A 17,677-nucleotide genomic window follows, 5' to 3' on the forward strand; every position below is an offset into this window, starting at 1 on the left:
TATTTCCGTTGCCGCCCGTTCCCGACAATCCCGGTTTTGTTGTACGGTTGTTGTGCTTTTGTTGTTATTTTTCTTTCATTGATTATTAACCAATTAACGATGAAAGAAAAACATCACAACAGGATTTTATCGATCACCTCTTTCCCTACCTCCAGATACCGTCCTTTCCTGTCCAGTGGACTTATCTCCCCGTTAGGGCCTATACTGTAAAATGTATAATCGCTGTTGTGATCCGAACGGAGCTTCCAGTTATCCTTTAGAATGTTCCGGATTTGAGGAAGGTTTGCTTTCAATCCTGCATTCCGTACCACGTCAAGTAAATCTTTCGGGCAGCAATGGATTCCGGTCAGGTTGAGCCGTTCCATGACCTCGGCACAATAGGAAGCCATTTCAATCTCGACCTTGCTCGAATTGTATTTCTTTATCTTGTTCAGCGCAGGGGTTTCAAGCAGCGAGGGTTTGAACCACATGCGGGATTCGTTTTGCGTGGATAGCTTCCGGTTCTTCAGAAAATGCAGGAAAAAGGGTATTTCCTTTGTCATCAATTCCTTTAGGGAAGTTATATCCTTTTCGACCGGTTTGATTTTACGAACCCAGAAACGGATTTCTTCCCTCGGGATGATAATCGGGTTCTTTTCATTATTGGAACAGAGTACGAACTTGGCAAAGAACTCGATCTCACGACGGTCTTTCCCCTTGGCTTCAATCTTGTAGTCTCCGGCTGTTGACAGGTTCTTGATCTTCTCGGTATCCTCCATCCTGTTCAACAGCAACTCATCGACCAGGATCAACAGCCGGTTTGCCCAGTCGGCATTGAACTGGCTTTTAAAATCCTCGTTCGTGTTGAATGTGGCATTCTTCCCGAATAATGCTTTCAGGAATTTCAGGAACGTTGTCTTGCCCGTTTCTCTTTCATTGGATACAAGCAGGAGAATGGGCAGCATTTGTGTCGGACGGACATACAGTAGTTGGATATAATCCAGTCCCAGCTCTATCTGTTCCTCGAAAATATGTTCCAGAAATAGCCGGATATAAGGAAAATCACCCTCGCAGGGTGCATGGCCAACAGGTTCGTACTGGTTGAGGAAAGTTCCATAGGCCTGCTGATAGTCTATATGGCTGGGTATGATACAAAATCCGTCGTATTTCCCGATTTCGGGGAGACTGTTTTTCCCGTAATCCTGCCGTAACGCTTCATAGCTCCAGACAATCTTTTCCTCGATAAAATCACCACTGATCAGTGGTCGCCTGACATTCTTGTACAGGGTTGTCCCGACACGGAAATATTCTCTTTTATCTTCCATGGCTTCATTTCATTTTCCTGCGTGCGCTACGGGCAACGGTTCGGGTGATTTCACTATAGTCATGACGGTTTCGTGTCTGGCTTGCAGCCCATTTCAGTACCTCTTTCCGTGAAAAGACAAGTTTGCCATTATAAATCCGGTGCGGGATATCTCCTGCGGAAGTGAGCTTGTACATCTTTCCTCTGGATGTGGGATAACCGTTTTCTTTCAGGAAGGCAAGTATCTCCACAAGGTTGGCTGCATCCGTATCGTTCTTTTGCTCTGCCGGTGCCGGCAGTAACCCGTGTACCGCATCCTTTACCAGTGCTTTCAATTCGTCGGGTGTAGTGATAATAATTTTCTCCATTACGTTTTCTTTTAAATTATAAATAAAAATCCATCGCACAAAGTAAAGTCGTATATTATTGAAAATCAAATCACAAAATCGGTTTACAGATGTCTGTATTATGAAGCCACTCGATGCCACTCACAGACAAACGTAAAGTAATGGCAGAGATTAAACTTTACATTTTAACAATACCATATGTCAATTCGGAGACAGTCGAAGCCACTCGATGCCAAACGTAAAGTGGTAATTATTTTCGGTTAAATAAATATAAATAGAAAGGGGGAGTATGTGTAAATGAGAGGTAGTAATGATTATAAAACGCTGTATAACTATAATTTATCTACTAACTTTTTCAATCCTTGCAATACGGATCGGGTAGTAAAGATTTTCGGATAATACTGAATGCTACTGAACTTGTCATTTGTAATTTCAGTGACTTCGGCCTTGATAATCTCCGCATCGATCCACTTGTCAACGGTCGGACGGGAAATGCATAATATATCGCTCATTTCACGCTTGCTCAACTCGACCGGTTCGGTGATACCGTTTCGGGAAATATATCGTTCAAGTGATACAAGGGCTCTTTTAAGGTTTTCAGGCTGTGCGGTATATGACTGCTTACGTTGCTTCAGGGTTATAACTGCGTTTTCAATATCAAGACCATCAAGTTCAGGGTTGGATTTAAGTTCCAGCCTTACATCTTCAAATCCTCTCAGATCGGAAAGGGGAAAGGTATATTTGCGGGGACGTGCCATAATCCATGATTTTGAATAGCAAACATACTATTTATTATTCGATTTCAGTAGATAACGTTGTTTTTCTTTTCATTGTTTTTCTGGGCGCATGTTTGTTATTTGTTTGTTATAAGAAAAAAGCACCTACCGGAATAAACCGATAAGTGCTTGATGATGAACGAGCGGCAAACGAGACTCGAACTCGCGACCCTCAGCTTGGGAAGCTAATGCTCTACCGACTGAGCTATTGCCGCAAATAGTTATGCAAATGTAACATTTTTTTCGATCGATTTATTCATTGGGCAAGAGTTTTTTTCACTTTTGTTCCGAACGAACAAAAAAATATTGTACCTTTGCATACGTAAAAATCGGGATGTAGCACAGTTGGCTAGCGCGCCACGTTCGGGACGTGGAGGTCGGGTGTTCGAGTCACCTCATCCCGACAAAGATAAAAAGACGAAAGTTTCAGGCTTTCGTCTTTTTTAGAAGTTATATTCTCTTTCCGTTGTCTTTCCCTTATAGCTTCAAATAGCTTTTTAGAGATTCCACATAATCTTCAAAAGCTTTCACGCCAACCGGCGTTATTTTACAAACGGTACGCGTGCGTTTTCCCGCAAATCCCCTCTCCACTTCAATGTATCCAGCTTCGTTCAGCTTGTCGATCTGCACACTCAGGTTGCCGGAGGTCGCTTTTGTTTGTTCTTTCAGGTAAACAAAATCGGCTTCATCTACCGACAACAGTATTGACATAACTGCCAGTCGAAGTTCGGAATGAAGGAGCGGATCTAGTTCCTTAAACATGGTTTTTTCGGTTTTTATAATTCAAAATATGTCCGGGAATGACTTGGACTAACAAGAAAAGAGCAGCAAAGACAAGGATTGAATCTAGCGATTCGCGAAGGATCAAGCACAGAATCGACAAAAGCATCCCTCCAAAACCGGAAATAACCAATGGCTTAAACTTGATAACAAGTCCCGTCATAGCCGTCCCGGCACTAATAAGCAAGACTACCAAAAACAGTACCGGGAAATTGTGTATTACGGCTGCAGCCATCGAAGGGATCAACGCTGAAACCCCCATGACAATCCATACATAGCTGATTACTTTGTCGATATACGTTTTGGGAAGAGTTGTTTTCCTCTTCAGGGCGAGCAGCATTACGGGAAATCCGATAACTGGAATGGCAAACCAGAGGAAATTCCAGTTCTGATTTCCGGTTTTACCGAGTAAATACCACACTGTTAATGAAACGGCTATGGTGACATAGCCCCAAATCAGGAACGGAATACCGCTCCCTTTTTCCATTTTCTTTTGCGTGTTGCGGATCATCTGAGCGATAAGTTCCAGACTTTCTTTTTCATTTAATTGTTTGTCTTCCATTTTGTTTAATATTTTAGTGAATAGTTATTTCAAGTTTATAATCAAAATACGACGCAAATATAAATCGATTTATAATATAAACCTTATTTATGCACGAAAAAAGCCGTCTGTTTAACTTTATTTAATGTTTTTGGTTATTCGCGTGGAGATTCTTTTAAGATAGGAATTTCTCTTTTTACGCTCTGGCTCAGCGAAATCATGGTTTCGGTGGCTACAACACCGGGAATCTCCTGAATTTTGTTGTTTAGCAAGTCCATTAGGTGCTCGTTGTCTTTAGCATAAAGCTTTATAAGAAGAGTGTATGGCCCAGTAGTAAAATGACACTCGGTTACTTCGGGAATCTTTTCAAACTCGGGAATCACGTTCTTGTACATCGATCCTTTTTCGAGTTTCACACCGATATAAGCGCTTGCAGCATATCCGAGTATTTTGGGATTGACATGATAACCTGATCCTGTTATGACATTGTTTTCCACCATACGCTGAACACGTTGATGAATGGCAGCGCGTGAAACTCCGCATTGATCCGCAACATCTCTGAATGGGATGCGGGCATTTTGTGAAATAATTTCAAGTATTTGCCTGTCTAGTTTGTCGATTTTTTCCATGGGAACTCGTTTTAAAATATTAGGGCAAAGATAGAGAAAAAGTCACAATAAAATAGCATTTTGAGAAGTTTATTTCAATAAAATAGTGCTTTTAGTACGAAATAGGGGTTAATAACCGCTTAATTGTTTACAAAAAGTTACTCAAACAAGGTTGTTCCGACATAAATAATCTGCAAATTTCAGATCGAGTGGGGTGGTAATCTTTATATTTCTTTCATCGCCTTTCACCAATTTTATCTGAATTCCACTGTCTTCAGCCACTGAAGCGTCATCGGTAAATTCTTCGCGGTAAGGTGTTTCGTAGGCATTTTTTAGCAAATCGGCCGGAAAGACCTGCGGAGTTTGCACCACACGGATTTTTTTACGGTCAAGAGCTTTACTCTCGTATGCAGTAAGAATACGGACACTATTCTTCTCCTCGATAACCGGAATGACTCCGCAACGAAAATCAAAAGCTTCCCGGTAACATCTCCCGATCACTTCTTTAGGGATGAACGGTCGGGCGGCATCGTGAATCCCTACAATCTCGTCTTTCTGGATTTCTTCCAGTCCGTTTTTCACGGAGTGGAAGCGTGTTTCTCCCCCGCTGACAATGCTGTGTGGTATCCGGAAACTGTGCTTTTCACAAAGTTCTTCCCAGAAGAAGCGAAACTCCTCTGGCAGAACAATAACAATTCGCATCCGGTAATCGAAATTGTAAAAGGCTTCTGCCGTACGCATCAATATGGGTTTCCCGCCAATGGGCTGGAACTGCTTCGGGATTTCTCCGCCTGCCCTCAATCCTTTGCCGCCGGCAACGATAACTACGCTGAAGTGTTGTTCCGGGATCATAAACTCTTAATTGATTTCATCCAATATTTTCTGTAACTCCTCATCGGTTTTTGTGAGTCTTTCTTTACAGAATGCGATGAGTTCCGATGCGCGTTTCACTTTTTCGGTCAACGCGTCCACATCCAATTCCCCCGATTCAATCGCCGAAACAATCTCTTCGAGTTCCTGTTTGGCCTGTGAGTAGGTAAGGGCTGATTCTTTCATTTATCTGACTGTTTTTCTGAATCTTTTTTTATGATAAACCGAGCAATAGCCGAGTAATTCGTTATCATCAGATAACCGACTATCAAACTTAAAATCTTTATTCCCCAAGAGATATAATCGGTCAGGAGCGCGCTTTCCACATGGTCCGTTATTTCGTTCCGGTTCTTTACTACTAGCTTTAAAAGAAAAAGGAGGTGAGTTAAAAAGGTTGGCAAGTGGCTGATGATTAGAAATAACCCCGTGGCTATAATAGCTATTTTTAATAAGTTGACGAATTCTATGCGCTTTGCAGACAGCGCATCATCGTCGAATCCTTTGTCTAACTTGAAAATTCTAATAACTGGATCAGGCTTCAAAATAAGCAGTAAAAAAATGTATGCGAACAGCGAAACCACAACTATGGCCAGAATTAGGCTAAGAAGGGGCAGACTGTGAAAAAAGACCACTATGCTGGGAAGGTAGTTAAAAACCACCATGGCCAAGAAATAGAGTCCGAGAATTCTTAGCACGATTCTGAAGAAATCTTTTTTTGTCATGACAGTATTACTTTTTAGTGATTATTGATTCTGTTTTTCCATCTGTAAAAAGGGTCTCGATAATATCATCCTCCGAAAGCTCCGTTGCCGATTTAATGATTTTTCCATTTTTCAATGTCAATGTATACCCCCGTTTCAGGATATTTTCGGGTGACGCCATGTGGATGTATTGACTTTTTTCGGCCACAGAGTGATTTTCTGCTTGTAGCAAACGTTTGGCCTGGTGATTGAGAATAATCGATAACTGCTGCACTACAGAAAGTTCTTCCCGGACAAAAAAACGGGAGGAATGGATCATTCGACGCGATAATTCGCCCAGCTTATCCTGCAAACTTTGCAAGATAAGGCCGCTCTTTTCTACCAGACGCTGCTGTAAATCCATCAACTCGACGGCCGTTTTGGAGGCGTGAGAAATCAGGAGTTCGGCTACTGCTGTCGGAGTTTTTGCCCGTGTGTGAGCAACGATATCAATCACGGTGATGTCTCGTTCGTGGCCGATTCCGCTGATTACAGGAAGCGGGAACTGCGCACAGTTGGTTGCCAGATAGTAAGAATCAAAACAACTTAAATCGGACGAAGAACCGCCGCCGCGAATAATGGTAACGGCATCGAAGTGTTCTTTGTGGGCGTAAATTTTTTCCAGGGCAGCGATTACCGACGGTTCACTCCGCTCCCCTTGCATGATTGCCGGAAACAACCGGGTATAAAACACAAACCCGTACGGGTTTTTTGCCAATTGATCGCAGAAATCTTCGTACCCGGCGGCTGTTGGCGATGAAATTACCGCAATCCGGTTCGTCAGTTCGGGAAACGTAAGCTCTTTGTTAAGCGTTAAGACGCCTTCTTCCTCCAACTTCCTGAGAACGAGTTGCCGGTTTCGGGCAATTTCGCCGATAGTGAACGAAGGATCTATATCCACCACCGAGAGAGAGAAGCCGTACAGTTCGTGAAAATCCACCGAGACCCGTACCAAAATACTTAATCCCGATACAAATGGCTGTCCTGTCTCCGTCTCGAAATAGGACGAAAGCATTTCATACACATTGTTCCAAATAACTCCACGCGCGCGCGCAACAATGTTTTGCCCCCTGGCATCTTTTTCAATAAACTCTAAATAACAATGCCCGTTCCGGTTGAGGCGCACATCACTGGTTTCGGCACGTACCCAATAGGTGTCGGGCAGGTGGTCGCGGATGGCGTCACTCACCTGACCGTTGAGTTCCGATAACGAAAGTGAATTTTCGGGCATACCGTTATTTTTGGTTTGTTTTATCAGTCCCGGATCACAATTTGAACCGGACCGTTTTCTGTGTAAAAGGTGATTTGAAGACGAAATGTATGAATTGATTAGCTTTTTTGACCTCCTGTTGAACAGGAACAGTGAGCTTTTCGTTTTCAAACTCGTGTTTTGCTATCAGGTTACCCGATTCATCCAACACATTTACCGTGTAGGCATCGAATGAAAAATCGGGCTCGGTAATGGTTATCTCGAAACTGTTTTTCGCAGTACGCGATATGGAAAAACAGTCTTCGGCAACCAGTTTTTCGTGGGTTTCCAGTTTGCTTAAAACGACCCTTACCGCTTTCCTGAAATCGGGGATACCGTACCCGTAAACAGAATCGGGATGGTTATACCGGTCGGACGATCGTTTCACAATATCCAGCACTTCCGCCCGGTTCATGCTAGGATTTACCGACCACAACGAAGCCACAAGTCCGGCTACAAAAGGCGATGAAAGCGATGTTCCGTTCGTGAAATCTAATAAGCCGTTGTTACTTATAGTTACCGTATTTTTTCCTGCGGAAACAATATCAGGTTTCAAGCGGTTGTCGGCCGTAAAACCTTTTGAACTGAACGAAGCAATTAGGCTGTCCGTTCCGACTGCCCCCACGGTCAGGGCATGTTGCGCATCGCCTGGAGCCGATATTTTCTGCCACGGTTTATTGCCTTCATTCCCCGCACTTGTGACCAGGATCATTCCCTTTTCGTAAGCTCTATCGGCAGCGAGGGTCATAAAAGATGTCTTTCCGTCTAAACTTTCGGGTTTATAATTCAGGGTAGTATCGTCGAAGGCGGTGTATCCCAGCGATGAATTTATCAGGTCGATCCCGATGCTGTCGGCATATTCAACGGCCCGTACCCAGTAATCCTCTTCCACGGGAAACTCACTCACAACGTCTTCGGAACGAAGCAAATAATACCTCGCAGAAGGAGCCGATCCCACCATTACCCCGGGCAGGTTTGCCGCCATGGTCGAAAAGACTTTGGTGCCGTGGTCGCTAGATGCAAAAATATCGCCTTCGGGAACAAAACTCCTGAACCCTGCCAAGTTAACATCCCCGAATTGCGGGATAACATCGGCGTTGGTAAATCCGGCATCGATAACGGCTACGTTTATGCCTTTTCCGGTGAATCCACTCAACACCATCTGTTGGGCATTGTGGAGCGCAAATTGTTTTTCTGTAAGTCCGAATCCATTTTCCTCTCCGCTTTCTTCCGGGCAATCGGGCCACCCGAGTCGGGGGCGAACAGGGTTGCGGTAATTCCGTTCGATACCCCGCCAAACATATCTGGCAGAATCCACAAACGGGAGTTGTAGAATAGCGTTGATCTGAGAGCTGTCTCTTAATTGAATCACGATGGTTTTAAACCATTTGCTGTACGAAACCGGCTTCCCGCCCGCATTTTTCAATTGATTGAAATAGTCGGGAGAAATAGGGAGGTCCGATTGATCTATTTTTACCTGTTGTTGCTTTTTACGCTCAATGGCTTTTGGGGTGAGGAACTTTTCAGGTTCGGAAAACAAGGAAAGCGTATTTCCTTTGTCTTTCAGGTAAACTCTGAAACGATACTGAAGTTGCGTGTTTTGAGCGGACAAAGTGATGCAGAAAAACAAGAAAAAGGTGATGCCGGACAATTTCATTCTATCTCGATAAATGGTGGAGGGACAAATATACGCATTTTCTGGATATCGTCGAGCGTGAAGTTTCCCAGATAACGAATAACCGTGTAAAAGTTATCGGTCGATTTTCAATTTTTCGGATCGCTTCTTGATGCCCTGAAATCTTTGGGGGTTGTATTGTATTTTTTAAAAAATTCCCTGTAAAAATAGGCCTTATTGTTGAAACCGGATGCATACATAACCTCTTGAACGGTCCTGTTAGTGGTTTTCAGAAGCTTTCCCGCATGCGTAAGCCTGATGGAACGAATAAATTCGGTAGGTGTTTTTTTGGTGATCTCCTTTATTTTACGGTAAAGTTGTATCTTGCTGATTGCCGTTTCATTTGCAATGAAATCTATCGTGAGTTCTTCGTTGTCGATATTATCGTAGATAACTTTTGAGATATTCAGGATTATATCTTTGTCTTCTTTGTGGATCAGAGAGCCCTCATATTGTTCAAGAGCGGAGTAGGGAGAATTACTGTACTTCTCCAATATGTTTTTTTTGTGAAGCAGGCTTTTTACGATTACTTCTAAATGGCGAAAATTGAAAGGCTTGTTTATATAAGCATCGGCACCCACTTCAAATCCCTCAATCTGGCTTTCGATGGAGCTTTTTGAAGATAAAAGTATGATGGGAATGTGGCTGGTCATTTCCTGCGTCTTCATTATTTTCACAAACTCAACCCCATTCATTTTTGGCATGATAATGTCGCTGATAACCAATATTGGGTGTTGTCTGTTTACAGCCTGTAATGCTTCCATTCCATTGGAAGCTTCTATTATATTGTAACTTGGGCTTAAAAGATCTTTTATCATTGAACGGATGTCTTGATCATCTTCAACTATCAAAACAGATCCGTCGTTTGAGATATAATCCTGTTCCGGTAATTTATTTTTTTCTTCTGATCGATTGATTTCACTTGATGTAATTGATTTTAACCGTGATAAATCAGGTTTGTTATATGCCGGCTCAGGTTGTACGGATGTTAACTCTAAGTTTGGGATACGAATTTCAAACAATGTATAGGTTTCCCCGTCGCTTTCAATGCTGATGTCTCCTTTTAGAATATTTACGATGCTTTTACATAATGCCAATCCAATCCCATGCCGGGGATAGTCGCCGATAGTCATTTGTTTTTCAAGGCGGTTAAGCACTTCAAACCGGTCGAATAAAATGTCATAGTATTCTGGTTTTATTCCGATACCGGTATTTTTGATTGAGATGGATAATATTTCATCTTCCGTTCTAACGTTGATTTCAATATGTTCTTCTTCCGATGTGTATTTTACGGCATTTGATAGCAAATTGAAGATGATTTTTTCGAGATTGTTTCTGTCGGTTCTCCAAATTATGTTTTCGTCGGGTATGAAAGTGGTTGTGTAATCGATCTTTTTTTGCTCCAATATTTCGATAAAGTTGTCAATTACATATTTAATCAACTCGGAAATATCCACCGTTTCAATTTTCAATTTTAAATGTCCGGTTTCGGCTTTTCTGAATTCCACGAGCTGTTCTATCAGATTCTGCATCCTTTCCGAATTTGATTTTATTACCTGTAGGTATTTTTTAGTATACCTGTCGGTTTCTTTTTCCTTCAACAATTTATCACAAGGGCCATAGATAAGTGTCAAAGAATTGGAAAATTCGTGTGCTATATTGGTGAAAAAACGGAGTTTTCCCTGGTGGATTTCTTCTGTTTTTTGTGTTTCCAGCTCTTTCATTCGTATATCGTTGGTAAGCCTTATGCGATACAATATCATTTTCCTTATAATTGCCAGGAGACCTAAGAAAAAAACAAAATAAAGGAAATATGCCGGATTGCTTTTCCACCAGGGGGGTGTCATTTCGATGGGTAAGCTGTAGAGCGTTTTGCTCCATACCTTATTTGCATTGCTTGTTTTGACTTTAAGTACATACTTCCCTCTTGGCAAATTAGTGAACACTACCGCATTCGATGTCCCTAAGTTAACCCAGGCATCGTGGAACCCTTCCAGCATATAGGCTATTTCACATTTGGATGGAGCAATGTAATCAATGGGGACGAAGCGGAAGCTGAAAGATTTGTGTTGGTGTGATAAAGTAAGAACTTTAAGGCCTTCTTTTTGTACTAAATAATCGGACAAATCTGTTTCTGTATTATCAACATGAAATGCGTCCAACCAGAGTTCGGGCATGTATTCATTTTGAATAATTTCGAGAGGGTTGAATTCATTGAATCCGCTGATACCCCCAAAGTAAAAGAGAGAAGAATAAGGACTTGAGTAATATGACCCGTCCGAGAACTCATTGTCTTGTAGTCCGTCGTTTGCAAAGTATGAAATAATGCGGTAGGAGTCCTCTTTCGTTTCGTCCGGAATAAGTTTTGCCAGCCCATGATTGGTGCTTACCCACAAATTATTGTTTTTGTCTTCTAAAATACCGTGAATGGTATTGTTAGGCATCCCGTTTTTCTCATTAAAGTTAATGACTGCAGGCTGTTCTCTGTTTCTCCATGTCAGCTTGATAAGCCCCATGCTTGTACCGACCCATAAACTTCCTTTGTTATCTTTATGCATACATAACACATCGTTGCTACCATAGCTCTCCCCGGAAAATTTGAATATTTGGAAGGTTTCGTCAATGATGTTGAATCGGTTTATTCCCCCTCCTCGTGTACCTATCCATAAGTGAGCACTGTCTTCTTTTATGATTGAATATACAATGTTATTGCTCAGGGAAGATTTCTCTTCATTGAAAATAAATTGTTTGTAATCGGCAACCCGATAAGGAGTCGTTGAGAGATCGATTTTCAATTTGTACATGCCGTAACCGCTTGTTCCCACCCATAAGATATCGTCATCGTCCGGTAAAATGGCATAGACGGATGAGAGGGTTAGGTTATCGGGCATATTCAGGCTGCGAATATTCTTCGTTTTCTTATCATAATAATTGATCCCGCTCCCGTCCGTTCCGATCCAATACTCATTCTTGAAACCTTTGGCTATCTTATAAACAGAGTTGCTCAATAACCCACTTTCCATGTTGAATCTGTTGCTGAGTGTTAATGCTTTGATTGTCGGATCCCTTGTAAAGTTGTAGATGCCCGATCCCTTGGTGCCCACCCAGAGCGTCCCGCTTTCGTCCTCAAAAAAAGTTCTTACGGCAGAATTGCCAAAATTGGGGATGTTTTCCGATAAACAGGCTCTGAATTTTTCCCCGGAAGGAACAATCTTAAATATTCCTTTCATATCTGTGCCTACCCATATAATATTTTGAGTGCCTCTGCCCACATTCAATACGGGAGTATTTTCGATTATCGGAACAATACCGGTGTTAAAATCGTACAGGTACAATCCTTTGTTTGTGCCTAAATAAATTGATTTTTCATTAAATTCAATGTCGTTGATCTTGCCAATTTCGCCATGGAAAGGAAGTGGCTTAAGTTTATCCTGGTACTTACCGTATGTATATATTTTATAATCGGATGTTTGTATAAACAGATCACCCGATTTGAGAGGAAAGAAATTCTCAATATCTCTTGAAAGAAATAGATTGGTATCATGTACAATTAAATGGCCATCCTGGGTTTGCAACGTGGCGGTGAGCAGATTTTTTTCTTTAGTTAATATCCATAGATTATCATCTCGGTCGAAAATAATCTTTTTTATGTTCAGCTTTTTGTTGAGATTCAGTGGCTCAAAATGTTTTTTTTCAAAATCAAAATAGTATAGTCCTCGTTGATAAATGGATACAATGATTTTTCCCTGAGAATTGCGGGCGATTAAATAGGAGTGTTCATTCGTTATTTCCCGACGACTTAGGGAGTCGACAAAAAAACGCTCAAAAACTTTTTCCCTGACATTAAACCTGTTTATACCAATGTCTGTGGCAATCCACAAATAATCTCTTTTTTCCTCAATAATATCCCGGACAATGTTGTTGCTTATACTTTGAATATTACCCGGAGAAGGTTTATAAACTTGAAACTCCCTCCCATTATACAAATTAAGCCCATCCCAGGTTCCAAACCACATCAGTTGATTCGAATCCTGAAAAACAACATTAATGGAACTGTTCGACAAACCATCCTTGTTTGTCAGAGCCTTAATGTCAAAATCAATTGCATACCCCGTTACCGGAAAAATAAGAAAAAATATGCAAATAATTTTTTTCATTGTAAATTGATATTTATTTTGTTTTCGTTCAAATTTAGAAGCATGAGTCTTCTTTGCCGCAAGCGTTGGAGTTTCTCTTCTTTGTTCGACCTATTGGCGGTATTACGTAGTATGCTTTTCCGGTTTATCGCGATAGCTCAAATGTGTCGTGCGACAATTGAATGAAGCGAAATTGTCGACTTCCTTTGGAAATTTTAGCCGGAGGCGGTTCGCTTTTAGGGATAAATAGGGGTGTGACTGATTTACATGTTCCTTTCATCCGGTTGTAATCACAAATTTACATATTTTCTCCGTAAAACTTACGGCAATATCTAAATTTTGGCTGCTTTTAAAATGCCGAAAGTACATTATCTTTTCAAGAGGAGCATCTATTTTTTTAATTGAAAGAGGAGTATACTGTTTTGAAAGTTTAGGATACCTCTGTTTGTCTTGAATCCATTAATTTTGATTGAATTTCATTAAAAATATTTATATCATGGATATTGCAAAACGCTTCAATGAAAATCCATTGTTACGACCTTCGGACTTAGAGCCGGGAATAGCAGGAATGGAAATAACCTGTTTGCTCAATCCCGGAGTATTCCGGATAAATGGCAAAACCGCTCTTTTATTACGCGTGGCGGAACGGCCGAAACAGGTGGAAGGGAAGATCAGCTTTCCCGTTTACAATGACAACGGTAAAATAGAGATCGTTGTTTTCGATAAGAAAGATCCCCGGTTGGATGCCTCCGACCCGCGGGTGATACGGTACAAGGGGAAGGATTACCTCACCACTTTATCCTATTTGCGTATTGTTGTCAGTGATGACGACGTGCATTTCCGTGAAGATCCCGATTATCCGCCCCTGTTTGGTGAGGGTGCACTGGAGTCATTCGGTATTGAAGATTGTCGCGTGGCGACACTGGATGATGGCTTTTTTCTTACCTATACAATGGTATCACCCGTGGCAGTAGGCGTTGGGCTGATTGTCACAAATGATTTTAAAACTTATGATCGTAAGGGGATGATATTTCCTCCGCACAATAAAGATTGCGCTATTTTTGAAGAGAAGATAAACGGAAAGTATTATGCCCTGCATCGTCCGAGTAGTCCCGAACTGGGAGGAAATTACATCTGGTTAGCCGAATCTCCCGACAGGCTTCATTGGGGGAATCACAAATGCATTGCCGTTACCCGTCGGAACAGCTGGGACTCGGCGCGTGTGGGAGCCGGAGGTCCACCTATTAAAACGCCGGAAGGATGGCTCGAAATATACCACGGTGCAAATGCCGATCACCGGTATTGTTTGGGTGCGTTACTGCTGGACTTGAACGACCCGTCGAAAGTGCTGGCAAGGAGTGTGGAGCCGATTATGGAACCCGTTGCCGAATATGAAAAAAACGGATTCTTCGGTAACGTTGTCTTCACGAACGGACATTATGTGGAAAACGATACCGTTAAAATATTCTATGGTGCGAGTGACGAGGTTATTTGCGGAGCAAAGTTATCCATTCAGGAAATATTGAACTCATTAAAATAGGGATATGTCGAAAAGCATATTGGGAGAATACAGGTTTTTCCGTTCTCAACCCTTGAACATAAGAACACTGCTGGTCACAAACATGTTGTATGCGTTTATATTGCCCATCATCGAGATTTTCGTGGGGGCGTATATCATGCGTAACACGGGTAGCCCGGCTTACGTGGCAATTTATCAGCTATGTATGTACTTTGGGGTGTTGGTTACATCGGTTCTCAACGGATTAATGCTTAAAAGGTTTAAGGCTTCGCTGCTTTACGTCTTCGGTATTTTGTTGTCGGCAACTGCATTAATGGCCATGATGTTCGTGAATTCCATCGGAATCGTAGAGCTGGGGCTGTCCGGATTTGTTCTGGGCGCGTCTACCGGATTTTTCTGGACCAACCGTTACCTGCTCACGCTAAATTCAACAAATGATGAAAACCGAAACTACTTTTTCGGGCTGGAGTCGTTCTTTTTCTCGTTATGGAGTATTACCGTCCCGTTAATTGTAGGGGCTTTTCTGGTTTCGGTAGACGGGTTTGTTTTTCTTGGGAGGGTGCTGGATGTGAATAACGGTTATCAATTTATTACCGCGTTCAGTTTACTGGTCGCGATGGCTGCCGGATTTGTTTTATCGAAAGGACACTTCGACAACCCGGTGCAAAAAAGGTTTTTTTATACCCGTTTTCATGTGCTTTGGCAAAAACTTTTGACTCTTGCCGGGCTCAAAGGGATGGTGCAGGGCTTTTTGGTGACAGCGCCGGCCATATTGGTCATGCGTCTTGTCGGTAATGAAGGGTCTTTGGGATTGATACAAGGTGTGGGAGGATTGCTTACGGCAATCCTGGTTTACACATTAGGGCGGATTGCCAAACCCAAACACCGGATGGCAATCTTTGGACTTGGACTGTTTGTCTTTTTTCTGGGCACACTGTTTAACGCCGTTCTTTTTTCTGCCGTTGGCGTCATTGTTTTCGTGTTGTGCAAAGTGTTGTTTCAACCCCTGCACGACTTGGCTTATTTTCCAACCATGATGAAAACCATTGATGCCGTGAAAGCAATTGAGAATAGAAATGAATATGCCTATATACTCAGTCATGAGATAGGATTGTTTATTGGCCGTGCTTTTGGAATGGGGTTGTTTATATCACTGGCTTATTGGATATCGGAAGATTTCGCCTTGAAATACGCGTTGGTGATTGTGGGGGGCATCCAATTATTATCGCTGCCGCTTGCCAAAAATATCATCCACGATATCGATACGAAGTATAAAGAACTTACATAAAAAATGTGTGGTTTTAAATTGTCATTTGATAAAAGTCAATAAGATTTTCAACGGAAGTCGGCAATTTAGCGAGGCAAAATTGTCATCCGACTATAATGCAAAAAGAAAAATATAAACAGATGAAATGGATATTTAATTTAGCAGCACTTGTCTGCATTGTTGCCCTGTTGTCGTGCAATACTGCGGAGCCTTATTATGGAGATCCTGTTGTTCAGGTTAATATTAACAGGGTAGAGCTTATGCCCAATATGCCGCAGCCTTATGATTTGCTGGATTGGAAAGAAAAGGCCCGGCAGTTTGACGAATATGTTTTTGACTTTGATTCCAAGCTGCCCGCGGGACCGATGATCTGGCTCGACAATAACCAGCGTAATTTGCCCCAACAGACATTCGGGTTATTTACTGCGGTTCATGACGTGCGTCAGGGCCCCGATGTAAACAACGGCGAATTTCACGAAAGCCTCAATTCCTTAGCGGCAATATTAGGCGCCGGATTAATAGGGATTGACAAAACCAGTCAGAACGGGTATAACTTTGTGAAGATGATCCAGAACTATTTTAACAGGGACAACGGATGGAATATCATGATGAACAACACGACTCCTGAAGTGGCTCTCCTGGGTGGAGGTTATGGGAGAGACTGGTGGTATGATGTCTTTCCGAACGTGTTGTTTTATAATGTATGTGACGTTTTTCCGGGTGTTGATAATGCCGAAAACATACAGCGTACGATTGCAGAACAGTTTTATAAAGCCGATTCGTTATTAAACGGGAATTACAATTATTCTTACTTCGATTACGCTCAAATGAAGGGCATGACAAACCAGATCCCCCTGCAACAAGATGCTGCCGGAGGACACGGCTACGTGCTGTATGCGGCATACAAACTATTTGGGGATAAGCGTTATCTGGCACGCGCAAAATCTGCCATTGAGGCGTTGGACCATCAAACCGAAAGCCGTTTCTATGAAGTGTTGCTGCCTATTGGGGTTTACACGGCCGCCCGTTTAAATGCCGAAGAAGGAACGGATTACGACGTGGCTAAGATGCTTGATTGGGTTTTTGAGGGCACGAAAAGCGAAAACGGGCGTACCGGATGGGGAATTATTGTGGACAAATGGGGGGAATACGATGTTAGCGGCCTGCAAGGAAGCATTACCGACGGGGGTGGTTACGCGTTTCTGATGAACAGTATAAAAATGGCCATGCCCCTTGTCCCGATGGTAAAGTATGAACCTGAGTTTGCGAGGGCTATAGGTAAATGGATGCTGAATAACGTGAATGCTTCACGGCTTTTCTTCCCCGATAAGATACCGGATGCCAATCAATGGCTTCCGGCGATGCAGGGATATACGAATTCCGTTGTTGCTTACGAAGGCTTGCGTTACGCGGACGACTTGCAGAGTCCCCGGCTGGAGGGGGTGCACCCCGTTGCCCTCGGCGACGGGCCGAAGTGGCACAAAGACAATCCAAAAGAATCCATGTTCAGTCTTTACAGTACGGCCCCCGTGGGCATATTTGGGGCTATGATAGAAAAAACCAATGTTGAAAAAGTACTTAAACTTAACTGTAACGTTACAGACTTTTATTCAGACAGGAGTTATCCTACTTTTTTATTGTACAACCCGTATAACGAACCGGTGAAAGTGGTGTACACGCCCGTGAGAGAGGAGGCCGATCTTTTTGATATTGTTTCAAAGACTTATTTAGCCAGGTTGGTTAAGGGCAGTGCAGAAATAGAAATGCCGGCCGATCAGGCTTGTGTTATCGTGGAGTTGCCGTCAGGCGCGGAAATGGAAAAAGGGGATAAAAAGCTTTTGATTGATAAAAAAATTATAGCGTATAAATAACTTAACTTTTGTAAAA

Annotated in this window: 15 protein-coding genes and 2 tRNA genes; 4 read left to right on the top strand and 13 right to left on the bottom strand. The window is 42.4% G+C overall.

What is annotated here, in order from left to right; genetic code table 11:
- Window positions 1-113 precede the first annotated feature (113 nt).
- From KCV26_05500 to KCV26_05515, 4 genes are all read right to left on the bottom strand, one after another.
- Entirely contained in the window at window positions 114-1,304 is a 1,191-nt protein-coding gene (locus KCV26_05500) for a helicase (GenBank protein WZX37834.1), read from the bottom strand.
- Window positions 1,305-1,308: 4 nt separating this feature from the next.
- The gene (locus KCV26_05505) at window positions 1,309-1,650 is read right to left on the bottom strand and encodes a helix-turn-helix domain-containing protein (protein WZX37835.1); all 342 of its coding nucleotides are present in this window, start codon (window positions 1,648-1,650) and stop codon (window positions 1,309-1,311) included.
- 311 nt (window positions 1,651-1,961) lie between these two features.
- Window positions 1,962-2,387, bottom strand: coding sequence for a hypothetical protein (locus KCV26_05510; protein WZX37836.1), 426 nt, complete (start codon window positions 2,385-2,387; stop codon window positions 1,962-1,964).
- A 160-nt stretch (window positions 2,388-2,547) separates the two neighbouring features.
- Window positions 2,548-2,620 (bottom strand) — tRNA-Gly (locus KCV26_05515).
- Window positions 2,621-2,735: 115 nt separating this feature from the next.
- Between KCV26_05515 and KCV26_05520 the strand changes: the two genes are divergently transcribed.
- Window positions 2,736-2,809: transfer RNA gene (locus KCV26_05520), tRNA-Pro, on the top strand.
- 73 nt (window positions 2,810-2,882) lie between these two features.
- Here KCV26_05520 and KCV26_05525 read toward each other — a convergent pair.
- From KCV26_05525 to KCV26_05565, 9 genes are all read right to left on the bottom strand, one after another.
- Window positions 2,883-3,167, bottom strand: a complete 285-nt coding sequence (locus KCV26_05525; protein WZX37837.1) for a transcriptional regulator — start codon at window positions 3,165-3,167, stop codon at window positions 2,883-2,885.
- Window positions 3,160-3,747 (bottom strand): hypothetical protein, encoded by a 588-nt coding sequence (locus KCV26_05530; GenBank protein WZX37838.1) that lies wholly within the window; start codon window positions 3,745-3,747, stop codon window positions 3,160-3,162. The genes KCV26_05525 and KCV26_05530 overlap by 8 nt, the downstream gene beginning before the upstream one ends.
- A gap of 134 nt (window positions 3,748-3,881) precedes the next feature.
- Window positions 3,882-4,355: an Lrp/AsnC ligand binding domain-containing protein gene (locus tag KCV26_05535; GenBank protein WZX37839.1), complete on the bottom strand. Its 474-nt coding sequence runs from the start codon at window positions 4,353-4,355 to the stop codon at window positions 3,882-3,884.
- A 141-nt stretch (window positions 4,356-4,496) separates the two neighbouring features.
- Window positions 4,497-5,186 (bottom strand): 2-C-methyl-D-erythritol 4-phosphate cytidylyltransferase, encoded by a 690-nt coding sequence (locus KCV26_05540; GenBank protein WZX37840.1) that lies wholly within the window; start codon window positions 5,184-5,186, stop codon window positions 4,497-4,499.
- Window positions 5,187-5,192: 6 nt separating this feature from the next.
- The gene (xseB, locus tag KCV26_05545; protein WZX37841.1) at window positions 5,193-5,390 is read right to left on the bottom strand and encodes an exodeoxyribonuclease VII small subunit; all 198 of its coding nucleotides are present in this window, start codon (window positions 5,388-5,390) and stop codon (window positions 5,193-5,195) included.
- A complete protein-coding gene (locus tag KCV26_05550) occupies window positions 5,387-5,926 on the bottom strand; it encodes a hypothetical protein (protein ID WZX37842.1) in 540 nt (179 codons plus the stop codon). Before KCV26_05550 ends, xseB begins: the two co-directional genes overlap by 4 nt.
- 7 nt (window positions 5,927-5,933) lie before the next feature.
- Complete coding sequence (locus KCV26_05555; GenBank protein WZX37843.1) at window positions 5,934-7,175, bottom strand: exodeoxyribonuclease VII large subunit; 1,242 nt, start codon at window positions 7,173-7,175, stop codon at window positions 5,934-5,936.
- Window positions 7,176-7,209: 34 nt separating this feature from the next.
- A complete protein-coding gene (locus KCV26_05560; protein ID WZX37844.1) occupies window positions 7,210-8,850 on the bottom strand; it encodes a S8 family serine peptidase in 1,641 nt (546 codons plus the stop codon).
- 107 nt (window positions 8,851-8,957) lie between these two features.
- Entirely contained in the window at window positions 8,958-13,025 is a 4,068-nt protein-coding gene (locus KCV26_05565; protein WZX37845.1) for a response regulator, read from the bottom strand.
- A gap of 475 nt (window positions 13,026-13,500) precedes the next feature.
- On the opposite strand from KCV26_05565, the gene KCV26_05570 reads away from it, so the two are divergent.
- The 3 genes from KCV26_05570 to KCV26_05580 all read left to right on the top strand — a co-directional run bounded on the left by KCV26_05570 (window position 13,501) and on the right by KCV26_05580 (window position 17,661).
- Window positions 13,501-14,544 carry a glycoside hydrolase family 130 protein gene (locus tag KCV26_05570; protein WZX37846.1) on the top strand — a complete coding sequence of 348 codons (1,044 nt, stop codon included), beginning with the start codon at window positions 13,501-13,503 and terminating at the stop codon, window positions 14,542-14,544.
- A gap of 4 nt (window positions 14,545-14,548) precedes the next feature.
- On the top strand, window positions 14,549-15,811 hold the full coding sequence (locus tag KCV26_05575) for an MFS transporter (protein ID WZX37847.1): 1,263 nt from the start codon (window positions 14,549-14,551) through the stop codon (window positions 15,809-15,811).
- Between the two features lie 119 nt (window positions 15,812-15,930).
- Window positions 15,931-17,661, top strand: coding sequence for a hypothetical protein (locus KCV26_05580; protein WZX37848.1), 1,731 nt, complete (start codon window positions 15,931-15,933; stop codon window positions 17,659-17,661).
- Window positions 17,662-17,677 lie beyond the last annotated feature (16 nt).

It is taken from the genome of Petrimonas sulfuriphila, from assembly GCA_038561985.1.
Classification (GTDB): domain Bacteria; phylum Bacteroidota; class Bacteroidia; order Bacteroidales; family Dysgonomonadaceae; genus Petrimonas; species Petrimonas sulfuriphila.